Source organism: Bartonella sp. CM86QHHN (genome assembly GCF_042194695.1).
In the GTDB taxonomy this organism is placed as follows: domain Bacteria; phylum Pseudomonadota; class Alphaproteobacteria; order Rhizobiales; family Rhizobiaceae; genus Bartonella.
Window position 1 is genome coordinate 45157 of the sequence record NZ_JBHIND010000051.1, and the last position, 24840, is coordinate 69996.

General features: G+C 38.5%; 11 protein-coding genes and 2 pseudogenes. All 13 read left to right on the top strand.

Annotation, left to right across the window (positions count from 1 at the left end; genetic code table 11):
• The first annotated feature begins 173 nt into the window (after nucleotides 1–173).
• Entirely contained in the window at nucleotides 174–5261 is a 5088-nt protein-coding gene (locus ACFIKX_RS04235; RefSeq protein ID WP_375629586.1) for a YadA-like family protein, read from the top strand.
• A gap of 487 nt (nucleotides 5262–5748) precedes the next feature.
• Nucleotides 5749–5943 (top strand): hypothetical protein, encoded by a 195-nt coding sequence (locus tag ACFIKX_RS04240; protein WP_375629589.1) that lies wholly within the window; start codon nucleotides 5749–5751, stop codon nucleotides 5941–5943.
• Nucleotides 5898–6203 carry a hypothetical protein gene (locus ACFIKX_RS04245; RefSeq protein ID WP_375629592.1) on the top strand — a complete coding sequence of 102 codons (306 nt, stop codon included), beginning with the start codon at nucleotides 5898–5900 and terminating at the stop codon, nucleotides 6201–6203. Before ACFIKX_RS04240 ends, ACFIKX_RS04245 begins: the two co-directional genes overlap by 46 nt.
• Entirely contained in the window at nucleotides 6163–6480 is a 318-nt protein-coding gene (locus tag ACFIKX_RS04250) for a hypothetical protein (protein WP_375629595.1), read from the top strand. The genes ACFIKX_RS04245 and ACFIKX_RS04250 overlap by 41 nt, the downstream gene beginning before the upstream one ends.
• 436 nt (nucleotides 6481–6916) lie before the next feature.
• Nucleotides 6917–11779 (top strand): Vomp family autotransporter, encoded by a 4863-nt coding sequence (locus tag ACFIKX_RS04255; RefSeq protein WP_375661212.1) that lies wholly within the window; start codon nucleotides 6917–6919, stop codon nucleotides 11777–11779.
• 826 nt (nucleotides 11780–12605) lie between these two features.
• Nucleotides 12606–15731, top strand: coding sequence for a hypothetical protein (locus tag ACFIKX_RS04260; protein ID WP_375661213.1), 3126 nt, complete (start codon nucleotides 12606–12608; stop codon nucleotides 15729–15731).
• 1 nt (nucleotide 15732) lies between these two features.
• A pseudogene (locus ACFIKX_RS04265) lies at nucleotides 15733–15843 on the top strand (hypothetical protein); the annotation flags it as partial.
• 15 nt (nucleotides 15844–15858) lie between these two features.
• Nucleotides 15859–17823: a hypothetical protein gene (locus ACFIKX_RS04270; RefSeq protein ID WP_375661214.1), complete on the top strand. Its 1965-nt coding sequence runs from the start codon at nucleotides 15859–15861 to the stop codon at nucleotides 17821–17823.
• Nucleotides 17823–17882 (top strand): annotated as a pseudogene (locus ACFIKX_RS10455) (hypothetical protein); the annotation flags it as partial. The gene ACFIKX_RS04270 and the pseudogene ACFIKX_RS10455, both read left to right, overlap by 1 nt.
• Before the next feature lie 6 nt (nucleotides 17883–17888).
• Entirely contained in the window at nucleotides 17889–18140 is a 252-nt protein-coding gene (locus ACFIKX_RS04275; RefSeq protein ID WP_404977330.1) for a hypothetical protein, read from the top strand.
• A complete protein-coding gene (locus ACFIKX_RS04280) occupies nucleotides 18124–22014 on the top strand; it encodes a Vomp family autotransporter (RefSeq protein WP_375661215.1) in 3891 nt (1296 codons plus the stop codon). Before ACFIKX_RS04275 ends, ACFIKX_RS04280 begins: the two co-directional genes overlap by 17 nt.
• Nucleotides 22011–22616, top strand: a complete 606-nt coding sequence (locus ACFIKX_RS04285) for an invasion associated locus B family protein (RefSeq protein WP_375611868.1) — start codon at nucleotides 22011–22013, stop codon at nucleotides 22614–22616. The genes ACFIKX_RS04280 and ACFIKX_RS04285 overlap by 4 nt, the downstream gene beginning before the upstream one ends.
• Before the next feature lie 904 nt (nucleotides 22617–23520).
• Nucleotides 23521–24831 carry a Ppx/GppA phosphatase family protein gene (locus ACFIKX_RS04290; protein WP_375627678.1) on the top strand — a complete coding sequence of 437 codons (1311 nt, stop codon included), beginning with the start codon at nucleotides 23521–23523 and terminating at the stop codon, nucleotides 24829–24831.
• Nucleotides 24832–24840: the final 9 nt, after the last annotated feature.

The following is a 24840-nucleotide window of genomic DNA, read 5'->3' on the forward strand; positions in this document are numbered from 1 at the left end:
TACCTTTTTAGGAAAGGTAAGAGAAAGAAGCGCGTTAACTATAAACTTCTCTATCTTTTCAATCAGTCCTTAGGCTTTTGAATATATTTAGAAAAACCAATTTCAAAGAACTTTATAGCGTTTAAATGTGTTTTTTTTGTGGTTATAGTTATTTTTTCATTGGGGAGTTCATTATGAAAAAATTATATACAAAATTAGCAGGGAGCGATTTAAAATTTTCTCGTTTTTCTTTTGTTAAAGTTCTTTCATTGGCTACAGCGGCTACATTTTTATCGAATGTTACACCTGTTTTTTCAGCAAATCCTGATTTTAGAAACACCTTTCTCGAAGGTGTTAACAGTGCTGGTGTCTCTTATCCGCAAAGCATTATCTCTGTTGCTGGTTTGAATACTTCTTCTGTTTCAAAAGACAATTATTTAACAGCACTCAATCAAGCGGGATTAGAAAAGATTAATGCTGTCGATGACTATGCAAATTTTTTAACTAAAACCCTCTCTGGTGTAAGTGATTATAGTCCTGTCGTGAATGTTTTGATGGCGGATAGCAAAAATGTATTGGCAAGAACCCTAGATGCAGGAGGGCAATATAAAAAGTCTCTCGTCAGTCCACGGTCATTTGTGGTTGATAGCTCTTTAAACCAACAGCTTGCACAGGATGATGAAAATACAGATATTATTAATGTGTCTAATATCTTACGGAGTGGTTCAACAGAGGGAATGCAACGTGATGTATCGGGAAGTAATGTCATCTTTGGTGAAGATGTTGATGCGAAAACCGTGGACAGTGTTGTTATTGGTTATAAAGCGAAGGCGGTATTAGCTGAAGGAGATAAAGAGCTAGCGGCATCTGTTATCATAGGTTCTAAATCTGAGATCCATAGAGGTGGATCCGTTGCTGTTGGTGCAGATATAGTGGCACTAAAGAATGACGCGGTTGCTGTTGGTCGTTTTGTACGGGTGGAGGTGGACAGCGGTACAGCTTTAGGCTTTAAATCGCAAGTGAAGGTAGCAGGGGGTGTTGCTATAGGAAGCAATTCTGTAGCCAATAGGGCTGCTGGTGTTCCGGGTTATACTTCTGTGCTGCAGGGACCTGCAAAAAATGAGGTATCTTATTGGAAATCTACATTAGGTGCTGTTAGTGTTGGTGATGTTGATGCTGGCAAAACACGACAAATTACAGGTGTAGCGGCTGGTAGTGAAGATGCAGACGCAGTGAATCTAAGACAATTGCAAGACTTAGAAGATGTCGTAAGAAAAAATGGTTGGAAACTATCTGTTGACGGTAAAAATGCTAAAACAGTCATTATGAATAGCGGAGTAGATTTTTCCACTGGAAGTACAAATCTTAACATTACAAAAGGTGATAAAGACAATAATGTAAAATTTGATTTAGCTCAAGATGTTACATTAACGAGCTTAAAGGCAGGCACAAATACCTTCGATGCCACGGGCTTAGTAATTACTAATGGTCCGAAAATAACCACCGGTGGTATTGATGCTGGAAATAAAAAGGTAACGGGTGTTACATCTGGTGATCTTAGTGCAGATTCACAAGAGGCGGTAAATGGCAGTCAGTTGAATGTTGTAGCTACCCATATAGCTGGATATTTAGGTGGTGGTGTTAAATTTACGAATGGTCAATGGGATAATCCAGAGTTCAAAATTAAAACTTTAAATCCTGAGACGAATGAGATTGAAGAAGAAAGTTTTCCAAATGTAGCCAAAGCCTTTGAAGGTGTGGGTAAGTCTTATGTAAATCTTCACAATGAGATTAAAAAAGCTACCGATGGTAGTGTCTTTAAATGGCATGCCGAAACGGAGAGCATTACAATTGCTGCCAGTGAGGGAAAAGGTGGGCAAGAAAGTATTGCTATAGGTAAGCTTTCAAGTGCAACTGCTAACAATGGTATTGCATTAGGTGGTTCTGCAAATGTATCTGGTGAAAATAGTATTGCATTAGGTGGTTTTGCAAATGCATCTGGTGAAAATAGTATTGCATTAGGTGGACTTTCAGCTGCAACAGCCAAAAATAGTATGGCATTAGGTTCAAATGTACAAGTACTTCCTGAGGGTGGTGTTGCTGTGGGTTATAAATCTGTTTCTCGTAACTCAGTGTCCGCAGTTGGCTATGATCCTTCCATAGGGAGCCAGTCAACGGATGATGGTGTGATATGGAAGAGCACTCAAGGAGCTTTTAGTGTTGGTGATGCTCCGAATAAGATAACACGACAGCTTACAGGTGTGGCAGCGGGTTATGCAGACACTGATGCCGTCAACATTGCACAGCTGAAAAAATTAAGAGAATTTGTAGCACAAGGGTGGACACTTTCTCTTAATGATAAGGTTGTTTCAAACTTTCAGCCGGGTGATATATTAAATTTGGTTTCTGGAAGCAAAAACTTTGAGATTAAAAATAGTGATACAACAGACAATAAAGACAAAAAAATAACATTTGATTTGGCACAAGATGTCACATTGAACAGTGTAAAATTAAAAGACATCACTTTAGATAAAACGGGCTTAACTATTGAAAATGGTCCCAAAGTAATAGCGGATGGTATTGATGCTGCAGGTAAAAAAATAACAGGTCTTGCGGGTGGAGATCTTAGCACAAACTCGACAGATGCCGTTAATGGTGGCCAGCTTTATACAATCACTGGGGATTTATCAAAAATTTTAGGTGGAGATGTATCCTTTGATGGAAAAAACTTTAAAGTACCAGAGTATAAATTATCGAATATTGATGAAAAAGGTGAAGTAACAGATAAACCGCATACTGATGTTGGTTCTGCCTTTAAAGGACTTGATGATAATATCAAGAATGTAAATGCTCGTATAAAGGAAGTCTCAGAAGGGGTTGCACAAGATTCTTTATCTTGGAGCGATGGTGACAAAGCTTTTGTCGCCCTGCATGGGGAAGGTGATGACCGAAAAGCCAGTAAAATTACATCGCTTGCTGTAGGAGATATTACGAAGGAATCGACGGATGCAGTAAATGGTTCTCAACTTTATTCACTGGGCGATAAGGTTGCAAAATATTTTTCTAATGACGCTGAATATAAGGATGGGGAATTGAATGTTCCTGATTTTAAGCTCAAAACTATCAATGACGATGGTACTGAAGCTGAATCAAGCTATAATAATGTATCAGATGCATTTTCAGGCGTGGGTAAACTTTTCACAAAGGTTCAAAATGCGATCAGCGATGTAATCAGTAATCTGCTTGTTACGAAAAATGAAGATGTTATCAACATTGGTAAAGGAGTAGAAGGTAGTGAAATCAATATCGCAAACAAGAGTGATAAGGATCGAACCCTTTCTGGTGTGAAGGCGGCAGAAAAAGACAATGAAGCGGTTAACAAGGGACAGCTTGATAAAGGTTTAAAAGATCTTTCTGATACCCTTTTGTCTGATAGTTCTTCTGTTGTTCTTTATGATAAAACAACAGATGATCAAACTGATTATACAAATGTAACTTTTGGGAAAGGGAAGGATGCTACACCTGTTGCGCTCCATAATGTAGCCGCCGGATCGATTGCGGAAAACTCAACGGATGTTATCAATGGAGGACAGGTTCACATTCTTTCAATGGATATAGCAAAATTGTTGGGTGGAGATGCTGAATTTAAGGATGGTGCTTTTAAAGGGCCAACTTATAATTTATCCAGTATTGATAAAGGTGGTGAAGTAACAGATAAACCGCATACCGATGTTGGTTCTGCCTTTAAAGGGCTTGATGACAATATCAAGAATGTGAACGCTCGCATTAAGGAGGTCTCAGAGGGAGTTGCACAAGATTCTTTATCTTGGAGCGATGGTGACAAAGCTTTTGTCGCTCTGCATGGGGAAGGTGAAGACAGAAAAGCAAGCAAGATCACATCGCTTGCGGCTGGTTCTATAGCGTCAGGCTCGAGTGATGCGGTTAATGGCGGACAGATTTATGATCTGAATCAGTCACTAGCGAAGTATTTTGGTGGAGATGCTAAGTATGATGGTGATGGCTGGGATCTTCCAGGTTTCAAGATAATGAGTTTCCAAGAAGATGGGAGCTTTGAAGAGGAAGATTATGATAGTATTGCAGCCGCGTTTGCCGGTGTAAATAAAGTTTTCAAGAATCTTCATAATGAGATTTCAGAAAACATTGAGCAAAATGCGTTGTTGTGGAGTGATGATGCAGGTGCGTTTATAGCACAGCATGAGAAAGAAGGTAAAAAGGAAAACAGCAAGATCACGTTCCTTGCCAAAGGAAAGATATCAGAAGATTCTACGGATGCGATTAATGGTGGTCAGATTTATACTCTTCAACAGACATTTGCTTCATATTTTGGTGGAGGAGCTGGTTATGATAAGGAAGGAAACTGGCAAGGACCAAAATTCACCGTTCAGGTCTTTAATAAGGATGGTACGAAAGGTGATAAAGAGGAGCGTAATAGTGTCTCTGAAGCATTTGATGTTGTTAATGACAGCATGAGCACTATCAACGATCGTATAAAAGAAGTTGAAAAGGATACCTCTTCGAATAGTCTGAATTGGAATGAAGAAAAAGGAAGCTATGATGCATCTCATGTTGATGCTCAGGGTGTTAAGAGTCCAAGTAAGATTATCAATGTAGCGGATGGCAAGGTAGACAGAGATTCAAAAGAAGCTGTGAATGGAGGACAGCTTTGGGAAACTCAGCAGATGATTACAGATCAGGTCAAGGATATTGAAAATAAAGTTACGGAGGGATCTGTACAATACGATAAAGATAAAAAAACGGGCAAAAAGACCAATAAAGTTACATTAGTTGGTGGAGATGACAGTTCTCCAGTATTAATAGCCAATGTAGCCGATGGAAAGATTGAAAAGGATTCGAAAGAAGCGGTTAATGGCGGTCAATTAAAAGATAAGATGGATTTTGTGCTTGAAAGTGCCAATAAGTATACGGATGAGCAAGTTTCTCATCTTGTAAAAGATGGAGTTAGTGAGGCTAATTCGTATACGGATATGAAGTTTTCGACATTAAGTTATGCTGTTGAGGATGTTCGAAAAGAGGCAAGACAAGCAGCAGCTGTTGGTTTAGCGGTAGCTGGTTTACGCTATAGTGATATCCCTGGAAAATTAACAATCGCATTTGGTAGTGGTTTATGGCGTAGTCAATCTGCTTTTGCTTTTGGTGCAGGTTATACTTCAGAGAACGGTGATATTGGTTCCAACTTGTCAATTACCACTTCTGGAGGTCACTGGGGTATAAGTACAGGGATTAATGTGATACTCAACTAATAAACGACTAAATCCATAAAATTGATTTGCCTTTTTCTTATTTAAGAAAAGGGCAAATTTTTTACTTTCTTCCAGAGCTCTCTAAAGCTATTCTAAATGTATAAAACTCCCGTAATTATATAAAATCCGAATATAAAAAGCCTCTGACAACTTTGTTGAGAATAAAAGACCTTAGTGGTAAAGATTCAAAAAATTGATTGCTATTATTTTGATTTGTTAAAATGCTTCACGCAATATCAATACGAATATACCCTTTATTAAAAGAAGACAGTTTTAGCTTTTATTTTCGTATAGTTTTAAACGTATGCTTTATAATGCAACGATCTACAGATATGCAACGTACTCCAAACACAAGTATTGCTTTAGGGTAGTGGAGCGCAAACGGAAAAAGAATGGAGCGTTGCTGTAGGCAATATGGCTTACGCTTTAGAGAAAAGCAGTATCGCAATAGGTGGTGAATATAATAAGAAGAGCGAACACGGGGAAAATGATTATACAACTTGCGAAGAGTGATTATTCAACAGTAATAGGAGCTGTTTCTATGGGCTTCTATTCAAAAGCAAATGGGGTTGGAAGTATCGCTTTAGGTTCTTATTCTAAAGTGACGGTTGATGGGGGGCTATTGAGAACAACTCTGTGTCCGGTAGGGCTGATGGCGTTTTTGGGTATACGTCTCTTCTGAAAGGACCGGCTAAAAACACTGAATCTCAATGGAAAAGTACGAAATTTGCAGTAAGTATTGGTGTTCCTAGTAAAAACATAACGCGACAAATTATAGGTGTAGCAGCTGGTAGCAAACCTGCCGATGCAGTGAACCTTAGACAGTTGCAGGATTTAGAAGAAGTCGTAAGAAAAAAAGGTTGGAAACTGTCTATTTCTGGTGAGGCAGCTAAAGATATGGGTGCTAGATGGTACAATAAATTTTTCATCTGGAGGAAGTGACTTCAGGGTTAAAAGAGATAAGGACGATGAAAATAAGCTCATATTTGGTTTGGCTAATGATATAGCATTGAAAAGCATAACATTAGGAGAGAAAACAAAAGTCGATGCAACAGGCTTAGTAATTACTGATGTCCCGCAAATAACCACCGGTAATATTAATGCGGCAAGTAAAAAAGTAACAAATGTTGCAGAAGGAACTAGCAATACTGATGCAGTGAATTTTTCACAACTGAAGGGAATAAAAGAACAAGTAGCAGTGAGTATTTTTGTAAAATAGGATACAGCAACGAGACACATTACCATTAGTAAGGATATAGATGGGGCATTTTAGTAAAAAGCTTTCATAAATCCTCTAATGAAATAAAAAATCTTATTCACGAAAAATAAACTGATGCCTAGGCGGATGATCAATAGGCACAAAAATTATACCTCTTTCAAAGAGATCAAAGCTAAAAACGACACACAACCCTTGATAGAAAAACGAAATCCATTCTAATATTAAGTATTTTTTTACCTTCCTCAAATTGACTTTCACGAACCTACCCCTAATTATCCTTTAAAGGCGTTGCAGAAACAACAGCTTACGTCTTAATTTTATTTATGTCCTAAAACACGCTGTAAAAGCAGGAACACGCAAGGGAAATAGGAAAGCTTTAGAGCTCTAGATCATACCTTTTTTGTGTTTTGAATCTATTATTATGAAGGGGGGTATTATGAAAAAATTATATACTACACAAAATCTGCGTGATTTGAGTTTTTCTCGCTCACATCGTCGATTATCGTTGTTTAAAGTAGCTTCGTTGGGAACTGCGGTTGCCTTGTTTTTATCGAATGCTGCTCCTGTTTTTTCAGCAAATCTCGATTTAACAAAAGCATCTCTTGAAAATGTGAAGAATGCTGCCGTGGTTTATCCGCAAAGCATTATCTCTGCGTATGATTACTATGATGGTGATAAGGAAAATTATTTAACAGCATTGAATGTAGCAATGATGCCAAAAGTTAACGCTTCTGATAACTATGTAAATTTTTTAACCAAAACCCTTTCTGGTATAAGTAATGATAATCTTATTGTGAATGTTTTGAGGGCAGATGGCAAAAACTCATCGGAAAGAACATTAGATGCAGGCTGGCAATATAAAAAATCGATCATCAGTGTACAGAATGGTGAGAATACAGCGATTATTGATGCATTGAATCCTTTGCGCAATGACTCTATGACTAGAATGCAGCGCGATACCGGACAGCAACGTGACGTAGAGGGTACTAATGTCATATTTGGTAATGATATAACAAAGGCTGAAAAACTCCATGGAAATAGTGATATTACTGCTCTTGGTGCCAAGATAATAGTAAATGCTCCAGATTCGGTTGCTGTTGGTTACGGTGCGCAGGTGGATAATAGCTTTACAGTTGCTGTAGGTCATTTGGCGTACGCTGTAGGTAAAAAAAGTATCGCAATAGGTGGTGAAGGTAGAAGTGGTAGTAAGCCGATTCCTATTGAGGGCCGTACAATAGCGACGGGCGAAGAATCAATTGCCATTGGACATCGTGCTAAGGCGGACAGTGAGGAATCTATAGCTTTTGGTGCTTATTCAAAAACGACGGTAAATTTAGGTGTTGCTCTTGGGAGCGAGTCTGTGGCTGATGTTGCTGCTGGCGCTATCGGGTATAATTCTTTAACTAAAGGCCCTTCAGATTCTGACGACATGATATGGGCGAGTACGCTAGGTGCAGTGAGTGTTGGTGATGCTAAATCAAAAAAAACGCGCCAGATTGTAGGAGTGGCAGCTGGTAGTGGCGACACTGATGCCGTTAATGTTGCACAGTTAAAATCATTACAAAAATACGTAGACCAAGGTTGGAGACTATCTGTTGGAGGTAAAAATGCTAAAGCTGTTGGTGTACAAGATACTGTAGATTTGTCGGCTGCAAGTGACAACCTTAAGATTACAAAAGGTGAGGAAAACAATAATGTAACATTTGATCTAGCTAATAATATTACAGTGGAACGAGTTACCGCTGGGAGAAGCTCTATCAGTGATGATGGCATTTTGTTTGCTGATGGGGCTAAAATAACTGTGGATGGTATTGATGCTGGCAATAAGCAGATTACAGGAGTGGCAGCTGGGGAAGAACCTGATGATGCAGTGAATTTTGCGCAGTTGGAGCAGGTTAATCGGGACGTTGCAAGTGTAAGTCAAAATACATCACAATATTTTGGTGGTGGTGCAGATGTATCTAATGGTAAAGCACCAACTTACACAATTCAGGGTAATTCTCATAATGATGTTGGTTCTGCTTTTAATGCTGTTGATACTTCTATCACGAATATCCAAAATCAGATTACGAATGCGACAAAAAATAGCCTTGTTAAGCAGGAAGGAGATGCAGGTACTATTACCATTGGTGTGACAACGGGGGGGACAGAAATTAATGTTGCAAACAAATCTGGTGAAGCTCGTACAATTTCTGGTGTAAAAGCTGCAGAGCGAAATGATGAAGCTGTTAACAAAGCCCAGCTTGATAAAAGTATAGAGAAGATTTCTAATGATATTAATCGTACAAGTGCTGCTGCAGTTCTCTATGATAAAGAAAACGATACCGTTGATTATAATAGCATAACTTTGGGTGGTGATAAGACTACAGCACCAGTTTCCCTCCATAATGTTAAAGATGGCATAATTGCGCAAGGATCGCATGATGCGATCAATGGGAACCAAATTAATAAAATATCTGGAGATATAGCAAATTATTTTGGTGGTGGTGCCTCGTTCGAAAATGGTGCTTTTAAAGGACCAAACTATAATTTATCTGTTATTGTTGAAGATGGTCAGGTGGCAAAAGCCAATTATCATGATGTTGGCTCAGCTTTGAGTGGTCTCGATGCAAATGTGAAGAGTGTGAATAGTCATCTCACGAATGTGGTCAATAATTTTACACAACAAATCAATGATATTACACAAGAAGTCAAAGGGGATGCTTTGTTGTGGAGCAATGATGAGCAGGCATTTGTAGCACAGCATGGAGAGGAAAAAACCAATAGCAAAATTAAGTTTCTTGCCAATGGAGATATTTCTGCTAATTCAACCGATGCAGTAAATGGTTCGCAGCTCTTTGCTATTAATCAGAATGTTATCACTGTTACGAATAATCTCTCAACAATTTCTCAAAATACATCACAATATTTTGGTGGTGGTGCAGATGTATCTAATGGTAAAGCACCAACTTACACAATTCAGGGTAATTCTCATAATGATGTTGGTTCTGCTTTTAATGCTGTTGATACTTCTATCACGAATATCCAAAATCAGATTACGAATGCGACAAAAAATAGCCTTGTTAAGCAGGAAGGAGATGCAGGTACTATTACCATTGGTGTGACAACGGGGGGGACAGAAATTAATGTTGCAAACAAATCTGGTGAAGCTCGTACAATTTCTGGTGTAAAAGCTGCAGAGCGAAATGATGAAGCTGTTAACAAAGCCCAGCTTGATAAAAGTATAGAGAAGATTTCTAATGATATTAATCGTACAAGTGCTGCTGCAGTTCTCTATGATAAAGAAAACGATACCGTTGATTATAATAGCATAACTTTGGGTGGTGATAAGACTACAGCACCAGTTTCCCTCCATAATGTTAAAGATGGGAAAATTGCTGAAGATTCGCATGATGCGATCAATGGTAGGCAGATTGAAAAAATATCTGGAGATGTAGCAAACATTTTGGGTGGGAATGCGGAATTTAGCGACGGTATTTTGTTCGGTCCGCTCTATCATTTATCGCGCATTTCTGAAGATGGCGTAGCAGTATCTAAAGACCATAATAATGTTGGTGACGCTTTGACAGGGCTTGATGACAATATCAACAATGTGAATAGCCGCTTAACACATGTAGCAAATGAATTTACTCAGAAAATTGAGGGTGTTTCTAAAGATTCTCTATTGTGGAGTAATGATGAGCAGGCATTTGTAGCACAGCATGGAGACGGAAAAACCAATAGCAAAATTAAGTTTCTTGCTAATGGAGATATTTCTGCTAATTCAACCGATGCAGTAAATGGTTCGCAGCTCTTTGCTACTAATCAGAATGTTATCACTGTTACGAATAATCTCTCAACAATTTCTCAAAATACATCACAATATTTTGGTGGTGGTGCCTCGTTCGAAAATGGTGCTTTTAAAGGACCAAACTATAGTTTATCTGTTATTGTTGAAGATGGTCAGGTGGCAAAAGCCAATTATCATGATGTTGGCTCAGCTTTGAGTGGTCTCGATGCAAATGTGAAGAGTGTGAATAGTCATCTCACGAATGTGGTCAATAATTTTACACAACAAATCAATGATATTACACAAGAAGTCAAAGGGGATGCTTTGTTGTGGAGCAATGATGAGCAGGCATTTGTAGCACAGCATGGAGCAGACAAAGAAAATAGCAAAATTAAGTTTCTTGCTAATGGAGATATTTCTGCTAACTCAACCGATGCTATAAATGGTTCGCAACTTTATTTGATGAGTAATCAGCTTGCTGCATATTTTGGTGGTGGCGCTGGCTATAATAATGGAGAATGGACTGCTCCTACTTTCAAGATAGCACAATTCAAAGCTGACGGGAGCTCTGGTGAAAAGAAGGATTATCATAACGTTGCCAGTGCTTTTGACGGCGTAAGTGAGAGTATGTCTAAGATAAACGACCGTATTCAAAGTGTTGAAAACAATGTCTCGTCCAATGGTTTAAATTGGAATGAGCAGAAAAAAGCTTATGACGCTAGCCATGATGGTCAACCAAGTAAGATTATCAATGTAGCAGATGGTAAAATTGCAGAAGGTTCAAAAGATGCAGTCAATGGTGGACAGCTTTGGGAAACCAACGAACGTATCACTGGCGTTGAAAAAGATATTAAGCATATTGAAAACAGAGTCGACAATATTTCCACTACGGTTACGAATATTGGTGAAACGGTTTTCAATATTGAAGACAGAGTTGATAATATTGAGAACACGGTTAATAATCTTTCTGATGGTGCAGTTAACTATGATAAAGATGCTGATGGTAAAAAAACCAATAAGATCACTCTAAAAGGTGGCAACGAAAGTGAACCTGTTATGATTGATAATGTTGCCAATGGTCGCATTGAACAAGGTTCGAAAGAAGCTGTGAATGGTGGTCAACTGCATGATTACACTCAGCAACAGATGAAAATTGTTCTCGATGATGCAAAAAAATATACGGATAGTCGGGTGGATAATATTGTTATTAATGCCATTGATGATGCTGTTGATCGGTCTGACCGATATACAGATATGAAGTTTAATATTTTAAGTTATGACATTAAGAGCGTACGGAAAGAGGCAAGGCAAGCAGCCGCCGTTGGTCTAGCAGTATCCAACCTACGTTATTTTGACGAGCCGGGATCTTTGAGTGTCTCATTTGGTAGCGGCGCATGGCGTGGACAATCCGCATTTGCTCTTGGTGCTGGTTATACATCTGAAAACGGAAAAATCCGCTCTAATCTCTCTGCCACGAGTGCTGGTGGTCATTGGGGAATAGGTGGTGCAATCACTCTGAAAATAAAATAATACGAACAACGAAAAGAAAACAAAACATCCACCCTTATTTATTGAAATAAGGGTGGATGTTTTTTTATAGATGCACAGTATTTATCTAAAGATAAGCATAATATTTGATGACGCTATAAACTGTGAGGTTTTATAGAAGATTTTTCTATATTTTGTTGAAAAAAGATCACAGTAGAATCCATATTGCTAAAAAGTTATATTTTTATGTTGCTATTTTCTTGAACAGCCTATAGCTGTATGAAAATGTATATTAGTAAGACTCATTTTGATAAAATAACTTTCAAAGGGGGGATAAGTAGTGCGTAAAGATAAAAGGTACATCACGGGACCACGCATATATCATTATATGATATATTAAAAAGAAAAAATCTAACTAAAAAGCCAATTATCCAAGGAAAACTATATTCCGTAAATATTACAATTTCTTTTTACTTTACTTATTATTAACAAAACCATGTTTTCTAATAAAAATAAAGTCTATAATTAGGAAAACACACACTAAAACCTAGTTCAAAAGATTTTATAATAACCACTACCAAGTAAAAAGTAATATAAAATACAAGGACTCTTTTTTAGTTAGGAAAAAACAGTATATAAAACCCTTAGACTCTAAATGTGTTATCTTTATGTCCAAAAAACATAATCAAAAAGATAAACATTCAGGTCTCAATACAGAGAGCACAAACAGAACAAGACTAAAGACTCAAAACGTTCACACCCTAAGCAATGATCATCTACTCTAAATTCCAAAGAGATCAATAATGCTAAAATGTGTCTTTTTTATGTTTTGGAGGTGTTTCTAAGTTTTTTCATTGGAGAGTTTGTTATGAAAAAATTATATGCCACACAAGCAGCGAGTGAATTAAAACGTTCTCGTTTTCCTTTTGTTAAAGTTCTTTCGTTGGCTACAGCGGCTACATTTTTATCGAATGTTACACCTGTTTTTTCAGCAAATCCTGATTTTAGAAACACATTTCTTGAAGGTGTAAAAAGTGCCGGGGTGTCTTATCCACAAAGCATTGTCTCTGTTGCTGGTTTGAATGCTTCTTCTGTCTCAAAAGACAATTATTTAACAGCACTCAATAAAGCGGGATTAGAAAAGATTAATGCTGCTGATGATTATGCAAATTTTTTAACCAAAACCCTTTCTGGTAAGAGCGATAAGAGTTCTATCGTAAATGTTTTTGCGGACGATAGCAAAAATTTATTGGTAAGAACTCTAGATACAGACGAGCAATATAAAAAGTCTCTCATTAGTCCACGGTCGCTTGTTCGTGATAGCTCTACAGCCCAACAGTTTTCAGGGAATAATGAGAATGCAGCCCCTGTTAATGTTTCTGACCTTTTGCGGAGTGGTGCAACTGAAGGAATGCAACGAGATACGCGAGCGAGTGACACTGTTGTTATAGGTGATGATGCATCTGTAAAGGGAAAGAAAGGTGTTGCTATAGGCTATAAAGCTCATGTACCAGATAAGGATAATGCTATTGCTATAGGTTACATGTCTCACGCTATGGGAACAAGCAGTGTCGCAATAGGTTCCGAATATAATGCAGGCAATGGTTTGGACGATTATACAACTGCGGGGAGTGATTATTCAACGGCTGTGGGTGCTGTTTCTAAGGCTTTGGGGTATGGTTCAACTGCTGTTGGTCATCGTGCAAAGGTAAATGATAAGCATGGCATTGCTTTTGGATTTTATTCAGAAGCACAGAAAGAGGGAGCTATCGCTATAGGTGCCGATTCTGTAGCTTCGGTGAAAGATGGCGTTGCTATAGGGAGAGATTCTGGTGCTAATAGGGCTGCAGGTGTTTCAGGATATACTTCTATGCTGCAGGGACCTGCAAAAAATACCGAATCACAATGGAAAAGTACGCGGGGTGTAGTGAGTGTTGGTGATTATAGTAAGGGTATAACCAGACAAATTACAGGCGTAGCAGCTGGCTCTGAGCCTGCTGATGCAGTTAATGTTAGGCAGTTAAGAGACTTAGAAGATGTTGTAAGAAAAAATGGTTGGAAACTCTCTGTTGGCGGTAAAAACGGTACGACTGTTCTTATGGATAGCGGAGTAGATTTTTCCACTGGAAGTAGTAACCTAAATATTACGAAGGGCGAAAAAGACAATAAGCTAAAATTTGATTTAGCTCAAGATGTTACATTAACGAGCTTAAAGGCAGGCACAACTGCCCTAGATGCAACAGGCTTAGTGATTTCTGGAGGCCCCAAAATAACGACCGATGGTATTGATGCTGGAGGTAAAGAGATAAAGAAAGTTAAGGCTGCAGCACTCACTGAGACTTCACAACAAGCGGTGAATGGTTCACAGTTATTTGCAACAAATAATGAAATTGCTGATGTAAGAGATAGTATCCTTGTTAAGCAAGAACAAGAAGAAGAAAATAGATTAGCGCGTAGTCTTCGTGCAGGGGGAACAGGTGTTATCACCATTGGGAAAGGAACTGGTGGCACTGAAGTTAGCATTCTGAATAAAGATAGTGAGAAACGGAAAATTTCCGGTTTATTAGGTGGCGATCTCAGTGCAAATTCAGATGAAGCGGTTAATGGCTCACAGCTGTTTACTACAAATCAAAATGTTACAATTGTAGCCACGAATATAGCTAAGTATTTAGGTGGTGGCGCTAAATATGAAAATGGTGCATGGACAGGTCCAAAATTCACGCTTAAAACTTTCGATGCTGATGGTAAAGAAGGTGCTTCAAAAGACTATCCCGATGTCGCACAAGCTTTTTCAGGAATTGATACGAACTTCATAAATGTAAACAAACATCTGAATACTGTTGTAAATAATTTTAATGACAAATTAGACAATATTAATAAAGAAGTTCGAGGCGATGCCTTATTGTGGAGTGAAACTGATAAAGCCTTTAATGCTATGCGCGGAGAGGGGCAAGACAGTAGAGTAGGTAAAATTAAAAATCTTGCAGGAGGGGATTTAACGCAGGGCTCAACCGAAGCCGTGAATGGTCATCAACTGTATACGCTGGGTATCAATCTAGCTAATTATCTTGGTGGTGGTGCTGACTTTGGAAATGGAAACTCAGGAGGTCCTACTTTTAAGATTAAAACTTTCGATACTGATGGAGAGGAAAAAAGAGAGAGTTATCAGAATGTAGCGGATGCGTTTGAGGGTGTTAATACGGCTCTCACGAATGTTCAGAATAAATTGACTGAACAGGTTAATAATGTGATTACCAAAGTGGAAAGCGAGAGCTTTGTTCAGCAAGATAAGACAACGAGTCGTCTCACTATTGGTGCAAAAGTAGGTGGCGCAGAAATCAATATTGCAAATGAAAGCGGTGGGGATCGGATAATTTCTGGTGTTGGGGAAGCAAAGAAAAATAATGAAGCTGTTAACAAAGGTCAGCTTGATAAAGGTTTGAAGGATCTTTCTACCAGCCTTCAGTCAGATGACTCGGCTGTTGTTCATTACGATAAAAAAGAGGGTGAGAATGGCGGCATTGATTACACGAGTGTGACTTTAGGCAAAGGTAAGGATAAGGCAGCTGTTGGTCTTCATAATGTTGCCGATGGTCAGATTGCCAAGGGTTCACGTGATGCAATTACGGGTGGTCAGATTAATAAAATCGGTGAGGATGTAGCTAAGTTTTTAGGTGGAGAAGCATCCTTTAAAGATGGAGCTCTTACACAGCCAACGTATAAATTATCTTACATTGCTAAAGATGGAAGTGTAACAGAGAGTGCCTTTCAAGGTGTTGGAACCGCTTTTGCAGGTCTTGATACAAATATCAAGAATGTGAATGCACGTATTAAAGAGGTTTCTGAAGGAGTAGCACAGGATTCTTTGTTATGGAATGATGAAGTCAATGCCTTTGTAGCGCGTCATGAGAAGAAGCAAGAAGAAAAAGGCAAAGCTGTAAGAACACAAGAAAACAGTAGAATTANGAGCTGTCAGGACACAAGAAAACAGTAGAATTACGTTCCTTGCAAATGGTGAGATTAGCGCTAAATCAACAGATGCTGTAACGGGTAGTCAGCTTTTTGAAACGAATGATAAGGTTGTTACTTATTTAGGAGGCAATGCAGCTTTTAATAATGGTGTGTTTACTGGGCCNAGTGTAACAGAGAGTGCCTTTCAAGGTGTTGGAACCGCTTTTGCAGGTCTTGATACAAATATCAAGAATGTGAATGCACGTATTAAAGAGGTTTCTGAAGGAGTAGCACAGGATTCTTTGTTATGGAATGATGAAGTCAATGCCTTTGTAGCGCGTCATGAGAAGAAGCAAGAAGAAAAAGGCAAAGCTGTAAGAACACAAGAAAACAGTAGAATTACGTTCCTTGCAAATGGTGAGATTACCCAAAACTCAACAGATGCAGTAAATGGTGGTCAGCTCTATACAATGGGTAACACGCTTGCAACCTATTTTGGTGGAGGTGCTGGATATGATGAAGTGGGCATATGGAGAGAACCGGATTTCAAGATCAAGCAGTTTAGTGAGGATGGTACTTCTTTTGACAAGAATTATCAGAATGTAGCAGATGCACTTGCCGGTGTTGGAAGTTCTATCACGAATGTTCAGAATAAATTGACTGAACAGGTTAATAATGTGATTACCAAAGTGGAAAGCGAGAGCTTTGTTCAGCAAGATAAGACAACGAGTCGTCTCACTATTGGTGCAAAAGTAGGTGGCACAGAAATCAATATTGCAAATGAAAGCGGTACGGATCGGATAATTTCTGGTGTTGGGGAAGCAAAGAACAATAATGACGCTGTTAACAAAGGTCAATTAGATAAAGGTTTGAAGGATCTTTCTACCAGCCTTCAGTCAGATGACTCGGCTGTTGTTCATTACGATAAAAAAGAGGGTGAGAATGGCGGCATTGATTACACGAGTGTGACTTTAGGCAAAGGTAAGGATAAGGCAGCTGTTGGTCTTCATAATGTTGCCGATGGTCAGATTGCCAAGGGTTCACGTGATGCAATCACGGGTGGTCAGATTAATAAAATCGGTGAGGATGTAGCTAAGTTTTTAGGTGGAGAAGCATCCTTTAAAGATGGAGCTCTTACACAGCCAACGTATAAATTATCTTACATTGCTAAAGATGGAGTTGTAACAGAGAGTGACTTTCAAGGTGTTGGAACCGCTTTTGCAGGTCTTGATGAGAATATCAAGAATGTGAATGCAAGGATTAAAGAGGTTTCTGAAGGAGTAGCACAGGATTCTTTGTTATGGAGCAAGGAAGCCGATGCCTTTGTAGCGCGTCATGAAAAGAGTAAAGAAGAAAAAGGCAGAGCTGTCAGGACACAAGAAAACAGTAGAATTACGTTCCTTGCAAATGGTGAGATTAGCGCTAAATCAACAGATGCTGTAACGGGTAGTCAGCTTTTTGAAACGAATGATAAGGTTGTTACTTATTTAGGAGGCAATGCAGCTTTTAATAATGGTGTGTTTACTGGGCCGACCTATAGTTTATCGGAGATTGATAAAGATGGTAAGATAACAGCCAAACCTTTTACCAATGTTGGTTCAGCTTTTGAAGGACTTGATACAAATATCAAGAATGTCAATCAGAGGATTAAGGAAGTTTCTGAAGGAGTCGCACAGGATTCTTTGAATTGGAATAATGAAGCCAATGCATTTGTAGCTAAGCATGGAACGGAAGGAAACAATAGCAAATTGAAGTTTCTATTAGATGGAGAAATTTCTAAAGGTTCGACAGAAGCGATCACGGGCAATCAGCTTTATTCAATCAATCAAACAGTTGCGACGTATTTTGGTGGAGGTGCTGGCTATGAAAATGGAAAATGGGTTGCACCCACATTCAAACTTAAAACTGTCAATGATGATGGTAGCACTGGTGAGGAAAAGGTTTACAATAGTGTAGCGGAAGCACTTGCAGGTGTTGCAAGTTCTATCACGAATGTTCACAATGATGTGACCAATGTGAAAGGTGATAGCCTTGTTAAGAAAGATCAAGCAACCAATCTTATCACTATTGGTAAAGAAGTAGAAGGCAGTGNACAGAAATCAATATTGCAAATGAAAGCGGTACGGATCGGATAATTTCTGGTGTTGGGGAAGCAAAGAACAATAATGACGCTGTTAACAAAGGTCAATTAGATAAAGGTTTGAAGGATCTTTCTACCAGCCTTCAGTCAGATGACTCGGCTGTTGTTCATTACGATAAAAAAGAGGGTGAGAATGGCGGCATTGATTACACGAGTGTGACTTTAGGCAAAGGTAAGGATAAGGCAGCTGTTGGTCTTCATAATGTTGCCGATGGTCAGATTGCCAAGGGTTCACATGATGCAATCACGGGTGGTCAGATTAATAAAATAGGTGAGGATGTAGCTAAGTTTTTAGGTGGAGAAGCGTNATGATGCAATCACGGGTGGACAGATTAATAAAATAGGTGAGGATGTAGCTAAGTTTTTAGGTGGAGAAGCGTCCTTTAAAGATGGAGCTCTTACACAGCCAACGTATAAATTATCTTACATTGCTAAAGATGGAGTTGTAACAGAGAGTGACTTTCAAGGTGTTGGAACCGCTTTTTCAGGTCTTGATACAAATATCAAGAATGTGAATGCAAGGATTAAAGAGGTTTCTGAAGGAGTAGCACAGGATTCTTTGTTATGGAGCAAGGAAGCCGATGCCTTTGTAGCGCGTCATGAAAAGAGTAAAGAAGAAAAAGGCAAAGCTGTCAGGACACAAGAAAACAGTAGAATTACGTTTCTAGCAAATGGTGAGATTAGCGCTAAATCAACGGATGCTATCACGGGTGGTCAGCTTTTTGAAACGAATGATAAGGTTGTTACTTATTTAGGAGGCAATGCAGCTTTTAATAATGGTGTGTTTACTGGGCCGACCTATAGTTTATCGGAGATTGATAAAGATGGTAAGATAACAGCCAAACCTTTTACCAATGTTGGTTCAGCTTTTGAAGGACTTGATACAAATATCAAGAATGTCAATCAGAGGATTAAGGAAGTTTCTGAAGGAGTCGCACAGGATTCTTTGAATTGGAATAATGAAGCCAATGCATTTGTAGCTAAGCATGGAACGGAAGGAAACAATAGCAAATTGAAGTTTCTTTTAGATGGAGAAATTTCTAAAGGTTCGACAGAAGCGATCACGGGCAACCAACTTTATTCAATGAATCAAACATTTGCGACCTATTTTGGTGGAGGTGCAGGTTATAATGAAAAGGGAGAATGGGTTGCACCCACCTTCAAACTTAAAACTGTCAATGATGATGGTAGCACTGGTGAGGAAAAGGTTTACAATAGTGTAGCGGAAGCACTTGCAGGTGTTGCAAGTTCTATTACGAATGTTCACAATGATGTGACCAATGTAGTCAGTGATAGTCTTGCCAAGCAGGATGAAAAGACAAAAGTTATCAATATTGGTACAGAAGTAGAAGGCAATGAAATCAATATCGCAAATAAAGACAAAGGGGATAGAATTCTTTCCGGTGTGAAAGAAGCCGTGAGAGGTAATGAAGCTGTTAATAAAGACCAGCTTGATAAAAGTCTGAAGGAGCTTTCTAACAATCTTCAGTCTGATGAATCGGCTGTTGTTCATTACGATAAAACAGGTGATGATAATAGCAGCACTAATTATGCGAGTGTGACTTTGGGTAAAGGTAAGGGTTCTGCACCTGTTGGTTTGCATAATGTTGCCGAAGGTCAGATTAGTGAGAATTCGCATGATGCGGTTAATGGCGGTCAGATTTCTAAGGTTTCTCAGGATATTGCGAAATACTTAGGTGGAGGTACAAGCTTTAAAGATGGTACTTTCACGGGTCCAACCTATAAATTATCCAGTGTTGATGCAAAAGGCGAGGTAGTAGAAAAATCCTATGGTGATGTTGGTTTAGCCATTGAAGGTATTGATACGAATTTCAAGAATGTGAATAACAACCTAACGAATAAGTTTAATGAACTTACTGAAAACATCACGAATATTACTCAGGAAGTTCAAGGCGATGCGCTGTTGTGGGATAAGGACGCAGAGGCGTTTGTAGCGATGCATGGGGACAATAAAGAGAACAGCAAGCTTACATCACTTGCAGCTGGCTCTATAGTATCAGGCTCGAGTGATGCGATTACGGGTGGACAGATTTATGATCTGCAAAAACAGTTTGCTGGCTATTTTGGTGGTGGTGCTGGTTATAATGAGAAAGGCGAATGGCAAGATCCGGATTTCCAAATTCAGACTTTCAGCAATGATGGTACGAAAGGTGATAAGAAGAGCAGTAATAATGTTGCAGGTGCTTTTAATGACATTAATGACAGCATGAGCACTATCAACGCTCGTATTAAGGAAGTTTCAGAAGGAGTTGCACAAGATTCTTTATCATGGAGCAAGGCTGAAGGTGCTTTTGTCGCCTTGCATGGAGAAAAAGATGGTGAGAAGACACACAGCAAAATCACATCACTTGCAAATGGTGATATTACTGCTAGCTCAAGCGATGCTGTAGCAGGAAATCAGCTATATGCTCTAGGTAACAGTGTTGCGCAGTCTTTAGGTGGTGACGCTAGTTATGCAGGTGGCGCTTGGACGGCTCCAAGTTTCAAAGTTAAGATCGTTAATGAGGATGGTACTAAAGTTGAAGAGAAGAAGTATGATACTGTATCGGAAGCATTTGCTGGTGTAGGAACATCTTTTGAGAATCTTCAAAAAGAGTTTACTCAAAACAACACGGAGGTTACTGAAAATATTAAGCAGAATGCGTTGTTGTGGAGTGATTCTGAAAAGGCGTTTGTAGCAACACATGGAGAGGGTGATGAGAAAGGCAACAGTAAAATTAAGTTTCTTTCCAATGGAGAGGTTTCTGCAAGCTCAAGTGAAGCGGTCAATGGTTCTCAGCTTTTTGAGACGAATAAGACTGTTGCAACTTATTTAGGTGGTGGCGCTGAATATAAGGAAGGTCAATGGAGTACTCCAAGCTTCAAAGTTAAGATCGTCAAAGAAGATGGCAGTGCCGTTGAAGAGCAGAGCTATGATGATGTTGCGTCTGCCTTTGCTGGTGTTGGTGATTCATTCATGAATATTCATAAAGAGCTTCAGAATGAGATTAATAAAGTTGTAGGAGATAGTCTTGTTAAGCAGGATGATGCTACGAAGGTAATCAAGATAGGTGGTGAAAAAGAGGGTAGTGCAATCACAATTGCAAACATGAATGGTGATACACGTAGTCTCTCTGGCGTGAAAGCTGGAACACTTTCTGAAGGCTCGACGGAAGCCGTGAATGGTTCACAGCTTTATTCCTTGCATCAGACGCTAGCGATGTATTTAGGAGGAGGAGCTAGCTATGAAGGTGGCGAATGGAGGGCTCCGGAATTCAAGGTTTCACAATTCAATTCTGATGGTAGTTCGTCAGAAAAGAAGATCTATCATGATGTAGCAGGAGCTTTTGATGGTGTCAGTGATGGTATGACGAGTATCAACGAGCGTATTCATGATGTTGAGAAGAATGTGGCGAGCAATGGTTTGAATTGGAATGAAGAAGAAGGTGCGTATGATGCGAAGCATGATGGTAAGTCGAGTAAGATTACGAATGTATTGGATGGTAAGATAGAAGAAGGCTCGCAAGAAGTTGTTAATGGTGGTCAGCTTTGGAGCACGAATGAGAGGGTAAAAGAGGTTGAAGACAAAGTAGATACGATAGATCAACATGTGAAAGATATTGAAGTAGCCGTAACAGATGGCGTTGTTAACTATGATAAAGATAGTGATGGGAAAAAGACCAATAGCATTACGTTAGTAGGAGGCAATGACAGCGAACCTGTTATGATAGACAATGTAGCGGCAGGCAAGATTGAAACAGGTTCTCAGCAAGCTGTTAATGGCGGTCAGTTGCATGATTATACTGAAGAGCAGATGAAGATAGTTCTTGAAGATGCCAATAAGTATACGGATGAGAAAGTTAGTGGTCTTGTCAATGATGGTGTTAACGAGTCGAAATCCTATACGGATATGAAGTTTGAGACATTGAATTATGCTATTCAGGATGTTCGGAAAGAAGCAAGACAAGCTGCTGCTATTGGTCTAGCGGTGTCCAACTTACGTTACTATGATATACCAGGATCTTTAAGTGTTTCATTTGGGAGTGGTTTATGGCGCAGTCAATCTGCACTTGCTATTGGTGCTGGTTATACATCTGAAGATGGAAATATTCGCTCGAATGTATCTGTGACAAGTGCTGGAGGTCATTGGGGAATAGGTGCTGGAATTACTCTGAGGTTGAGATGATAATAGAAAAAATGGCTGTTATTGTAAAAACGAGAAGTATGTTAGTAAAGGTTCTGCTGTTTGCTCTTGCCTTAATAGGCAAGAGCGAAAGCTTTGCCAACGAGAACAATAATATTTATACAGTGCATCCACCGCACTTATCGATACCTAAGGGAGAACCTGGCGAAACACGTCGAATTATTATGCAGTTTTATGATTGGACTTTGATTTGTGACGAAAAACAAAAGCTTAAACATAAGCAAGGTATATGTAATGTGACACAGACGGTTCATGATCAAGAAGGAAATACCATTTTTAGTTGGTCTCTTGTTTCTACGACAAGTGGTCAAGCAGTGATGCTTTTTCGAACATTGCCAAATTCTGATATAAATGTTCCGATTCAAATGTTTGTAAAAGGTGTTAAAAAACCTGTTCTTATTAATTATACGCAATGTAATGAAACGGTTTGTTTGGCACAATCACCTGTAGGGCCGGTTTTGACTAAACAAATAGAGCAGAACAATAAGGTACGTATTTCCTATAAAACTAAAGAAGGTAAGGTATTTTCTTTTACTGTACCATTTAAAGGGTTAAATGCAGCACTTAATTCTTTCCGTCCTTAGAATTCATCGAGTATTTTTAACAAGAGTCATTTTTCCATAAATTGTTGTATTATATTTCTGAGTGTAAATTATAAGGTCAAATAAGTAAGAAGTTTTATATAATATGATATCGAGGTGATTTATTGGAAAGAGTGAGAGTTTTATGAATATAAAGTCACAGTAAGTTATTTATATGTAATAGAAAATAAAGTTAGTGTTTCCCGTAATGCTTAAAGAATGATTTCGTTAGTTATTAAAAGTAAAAAAGATTAGAAATACTCGATTTATTCCTTACAATAATGAGTAGACTAAATTCTTTTTTTAAGCTTAAAATGGATTTTTAAAGCGGTCTGATTAAGCATTAATATTTTTCAGATAAATTTATAATTCTAGAGTTTTTTTTGAACGATAGTTTTTATTGGTATTCACGAAATAACAGCTATTGTAATTGCATTTTGTAGTACTACGGAACTTTTATTCCAGCATAATCAAAGCCATTTCATTGCATATAACAAACGAGGTTTGTGTGTGGATAACAAAAAAAATTTTTTTCTTATAAACCGTACTAATGTATAGGTTGTTGTAACCTTAAGAGTCAGCAAATAGTATGATAGTGTAGGTTTGTTACAATAGAGGTGTGCTCCGTGTGAATGGTATCAAGAAAAGAGCATAATTTATAAAAATTGATGTGAACGTAAACGATTAATTTATAGTTTTAAGTTCATAAAGAGATGCATGATTTCACGGAAACAACCGAAAGATTATACAAAAAACTGAATGATGTTAGTGTAGAAAATTTTAATGATAGAAAAAGAAAGAATGATTTCTTGTATATATCATTTGATGCTGCATTATTGCTTTATTTAGGAATGAGCAGAAGAGTTTTCGCGTTTATTTATTGGGGGACGCTCAAGGGATAAGGGACATGACCCCGTTAAATTATGGTTCAAAAGAGTTAAAGCAAGGAGAAATATACGATACCAAAGCAGATCAATTGTATGATCAGTGCGGTAGTAATACAAATAATCTTTCTGCATTGTCACGAACAGAGGCATACTCTGTCCTTGTTGATATAAAGAGACAACAGAGAAAAAAACATTATGAACAGAAACAGGTTTTTGTTCAATCTGAGGCAGCTTTTGAGTTTCATAATCAGATAATGATAGGTGCTCAAAAAACAAAAAAACTCAAAGCACCTTTTCTTCGACGGTTCCATCCAGTAAAATCTCCACCTCTTTATGCGGCTCTTGATCTCGGAACAAATAATTGTCGTCTTCTTATCGCATCTCCCAGTAAACCTGGATATTTTCGTGTTGTTGATGCTTTTTCTCGTATTGTACGATTGGGAGAAGGTTTAATAAATAACGGTTTTCTTAATACACAAGCTATGGATCGTGCGATTGAAGCATTAAAGATTTGTCATTTAAAGCTAAAACAAAGGCATATTAAGCGTTATCGCTTGATTGCAACGGAAGCTTGTCGTTCTGCAGAAAATGGTAGACATTTTATTCAGCGTGTTTTGGAGGAGACAGGTCTTGAATTGGAAATTGTTGATCGGCAAACAGAAGCGCGTTTTGCTGTTACAGGGTGTAGTACACTTGTTGAACCAAATACTGACGCAATTGTGCTTTTTGATATTGGAGGAGGATCATCAGAAATTGTGCTACTTGATGTTTCTCAAAAGCGTTCTTTTCGTTTAGCTCGACAAATTATCGCTTGGACTTCTCTTCCTGTTGGTGTTGTTACGCTTGCTGAACGTTTTGGAGGGAATGATATTAGCTTAGACGATTTTGAAAAAATGAAAAGTTATGTGCGAGGGTTATTAAATAATTTTTCAGATCGTCATAAATTAGGAGAGTTAGCACAAGGTTCAAAGTTTCATCTTTTGGGAACCTCCGGTACGGTTACGACTTTAGCAGGAATGTATCTTAATTTAGAGCGTTATGATAGGAAAAAAGTGGATGGCATTTGGATGAAGGATGCAGACATTACACTTATGACACAACGTCTATTATCATGGGATATAGAAAAACGTGTCATAAGTCCTTTTATTGGGCGCGAGAGAGCAGATTTAGTTTTAGCTGGTTGTGCAATTTTAGATGTTATTCGGGAAGTTTGGCCAAGTCAGCGTTTAAGAGTTGCTGATCGTGGATTAAGGGAAGGAATTTTGATAGAGCTAATGTTACGCGATGGGGTATGGTGTCGTCGTAGAAAGAGCAGAGATTTCAAGCGTTAGAGAATTAAA

Excerpts from the sequence above, each read along its gene's own strand:
- ACFIKX_RS04235 (WP_375629586.1), top strand. The coding sequence starts at position 174 with ATGAAAAAATTATATACAAAATTAGCAGGGAGCGATTTAAAATTTTCT.
- ACFIKX_RS04240 (WP_375629589.1), top strand. The coding sequence starts at position 5,749 with ATGATTATACAACTTGCGAAGAGTGATTATTCAACAGTAATAGGAGCT.
- ACFIKX_RS04255 (WP_375661212.1), top strand. The coding sequence starts at position 6,917 with ATGAAAAAATTATATACTACACAAAATCTGCGTGATTTGAGTTTTTCT.
- ACFIKX_RS04285 (WP_375611868.1), top strand. The coding sequence starts at position 22,011 with ATGATAATAGAAAAAATGGCTGTTATTGTAAAAACGAGAAGTATGTTA.
- ACFIKX_RS04290 (WP_375627678.1), top strand. The coding sequence starts at position 23,521 with ATGACCCCGTTAAATTATGGTTCAAAAGAGTTAAAGCAAGGAGAAATA.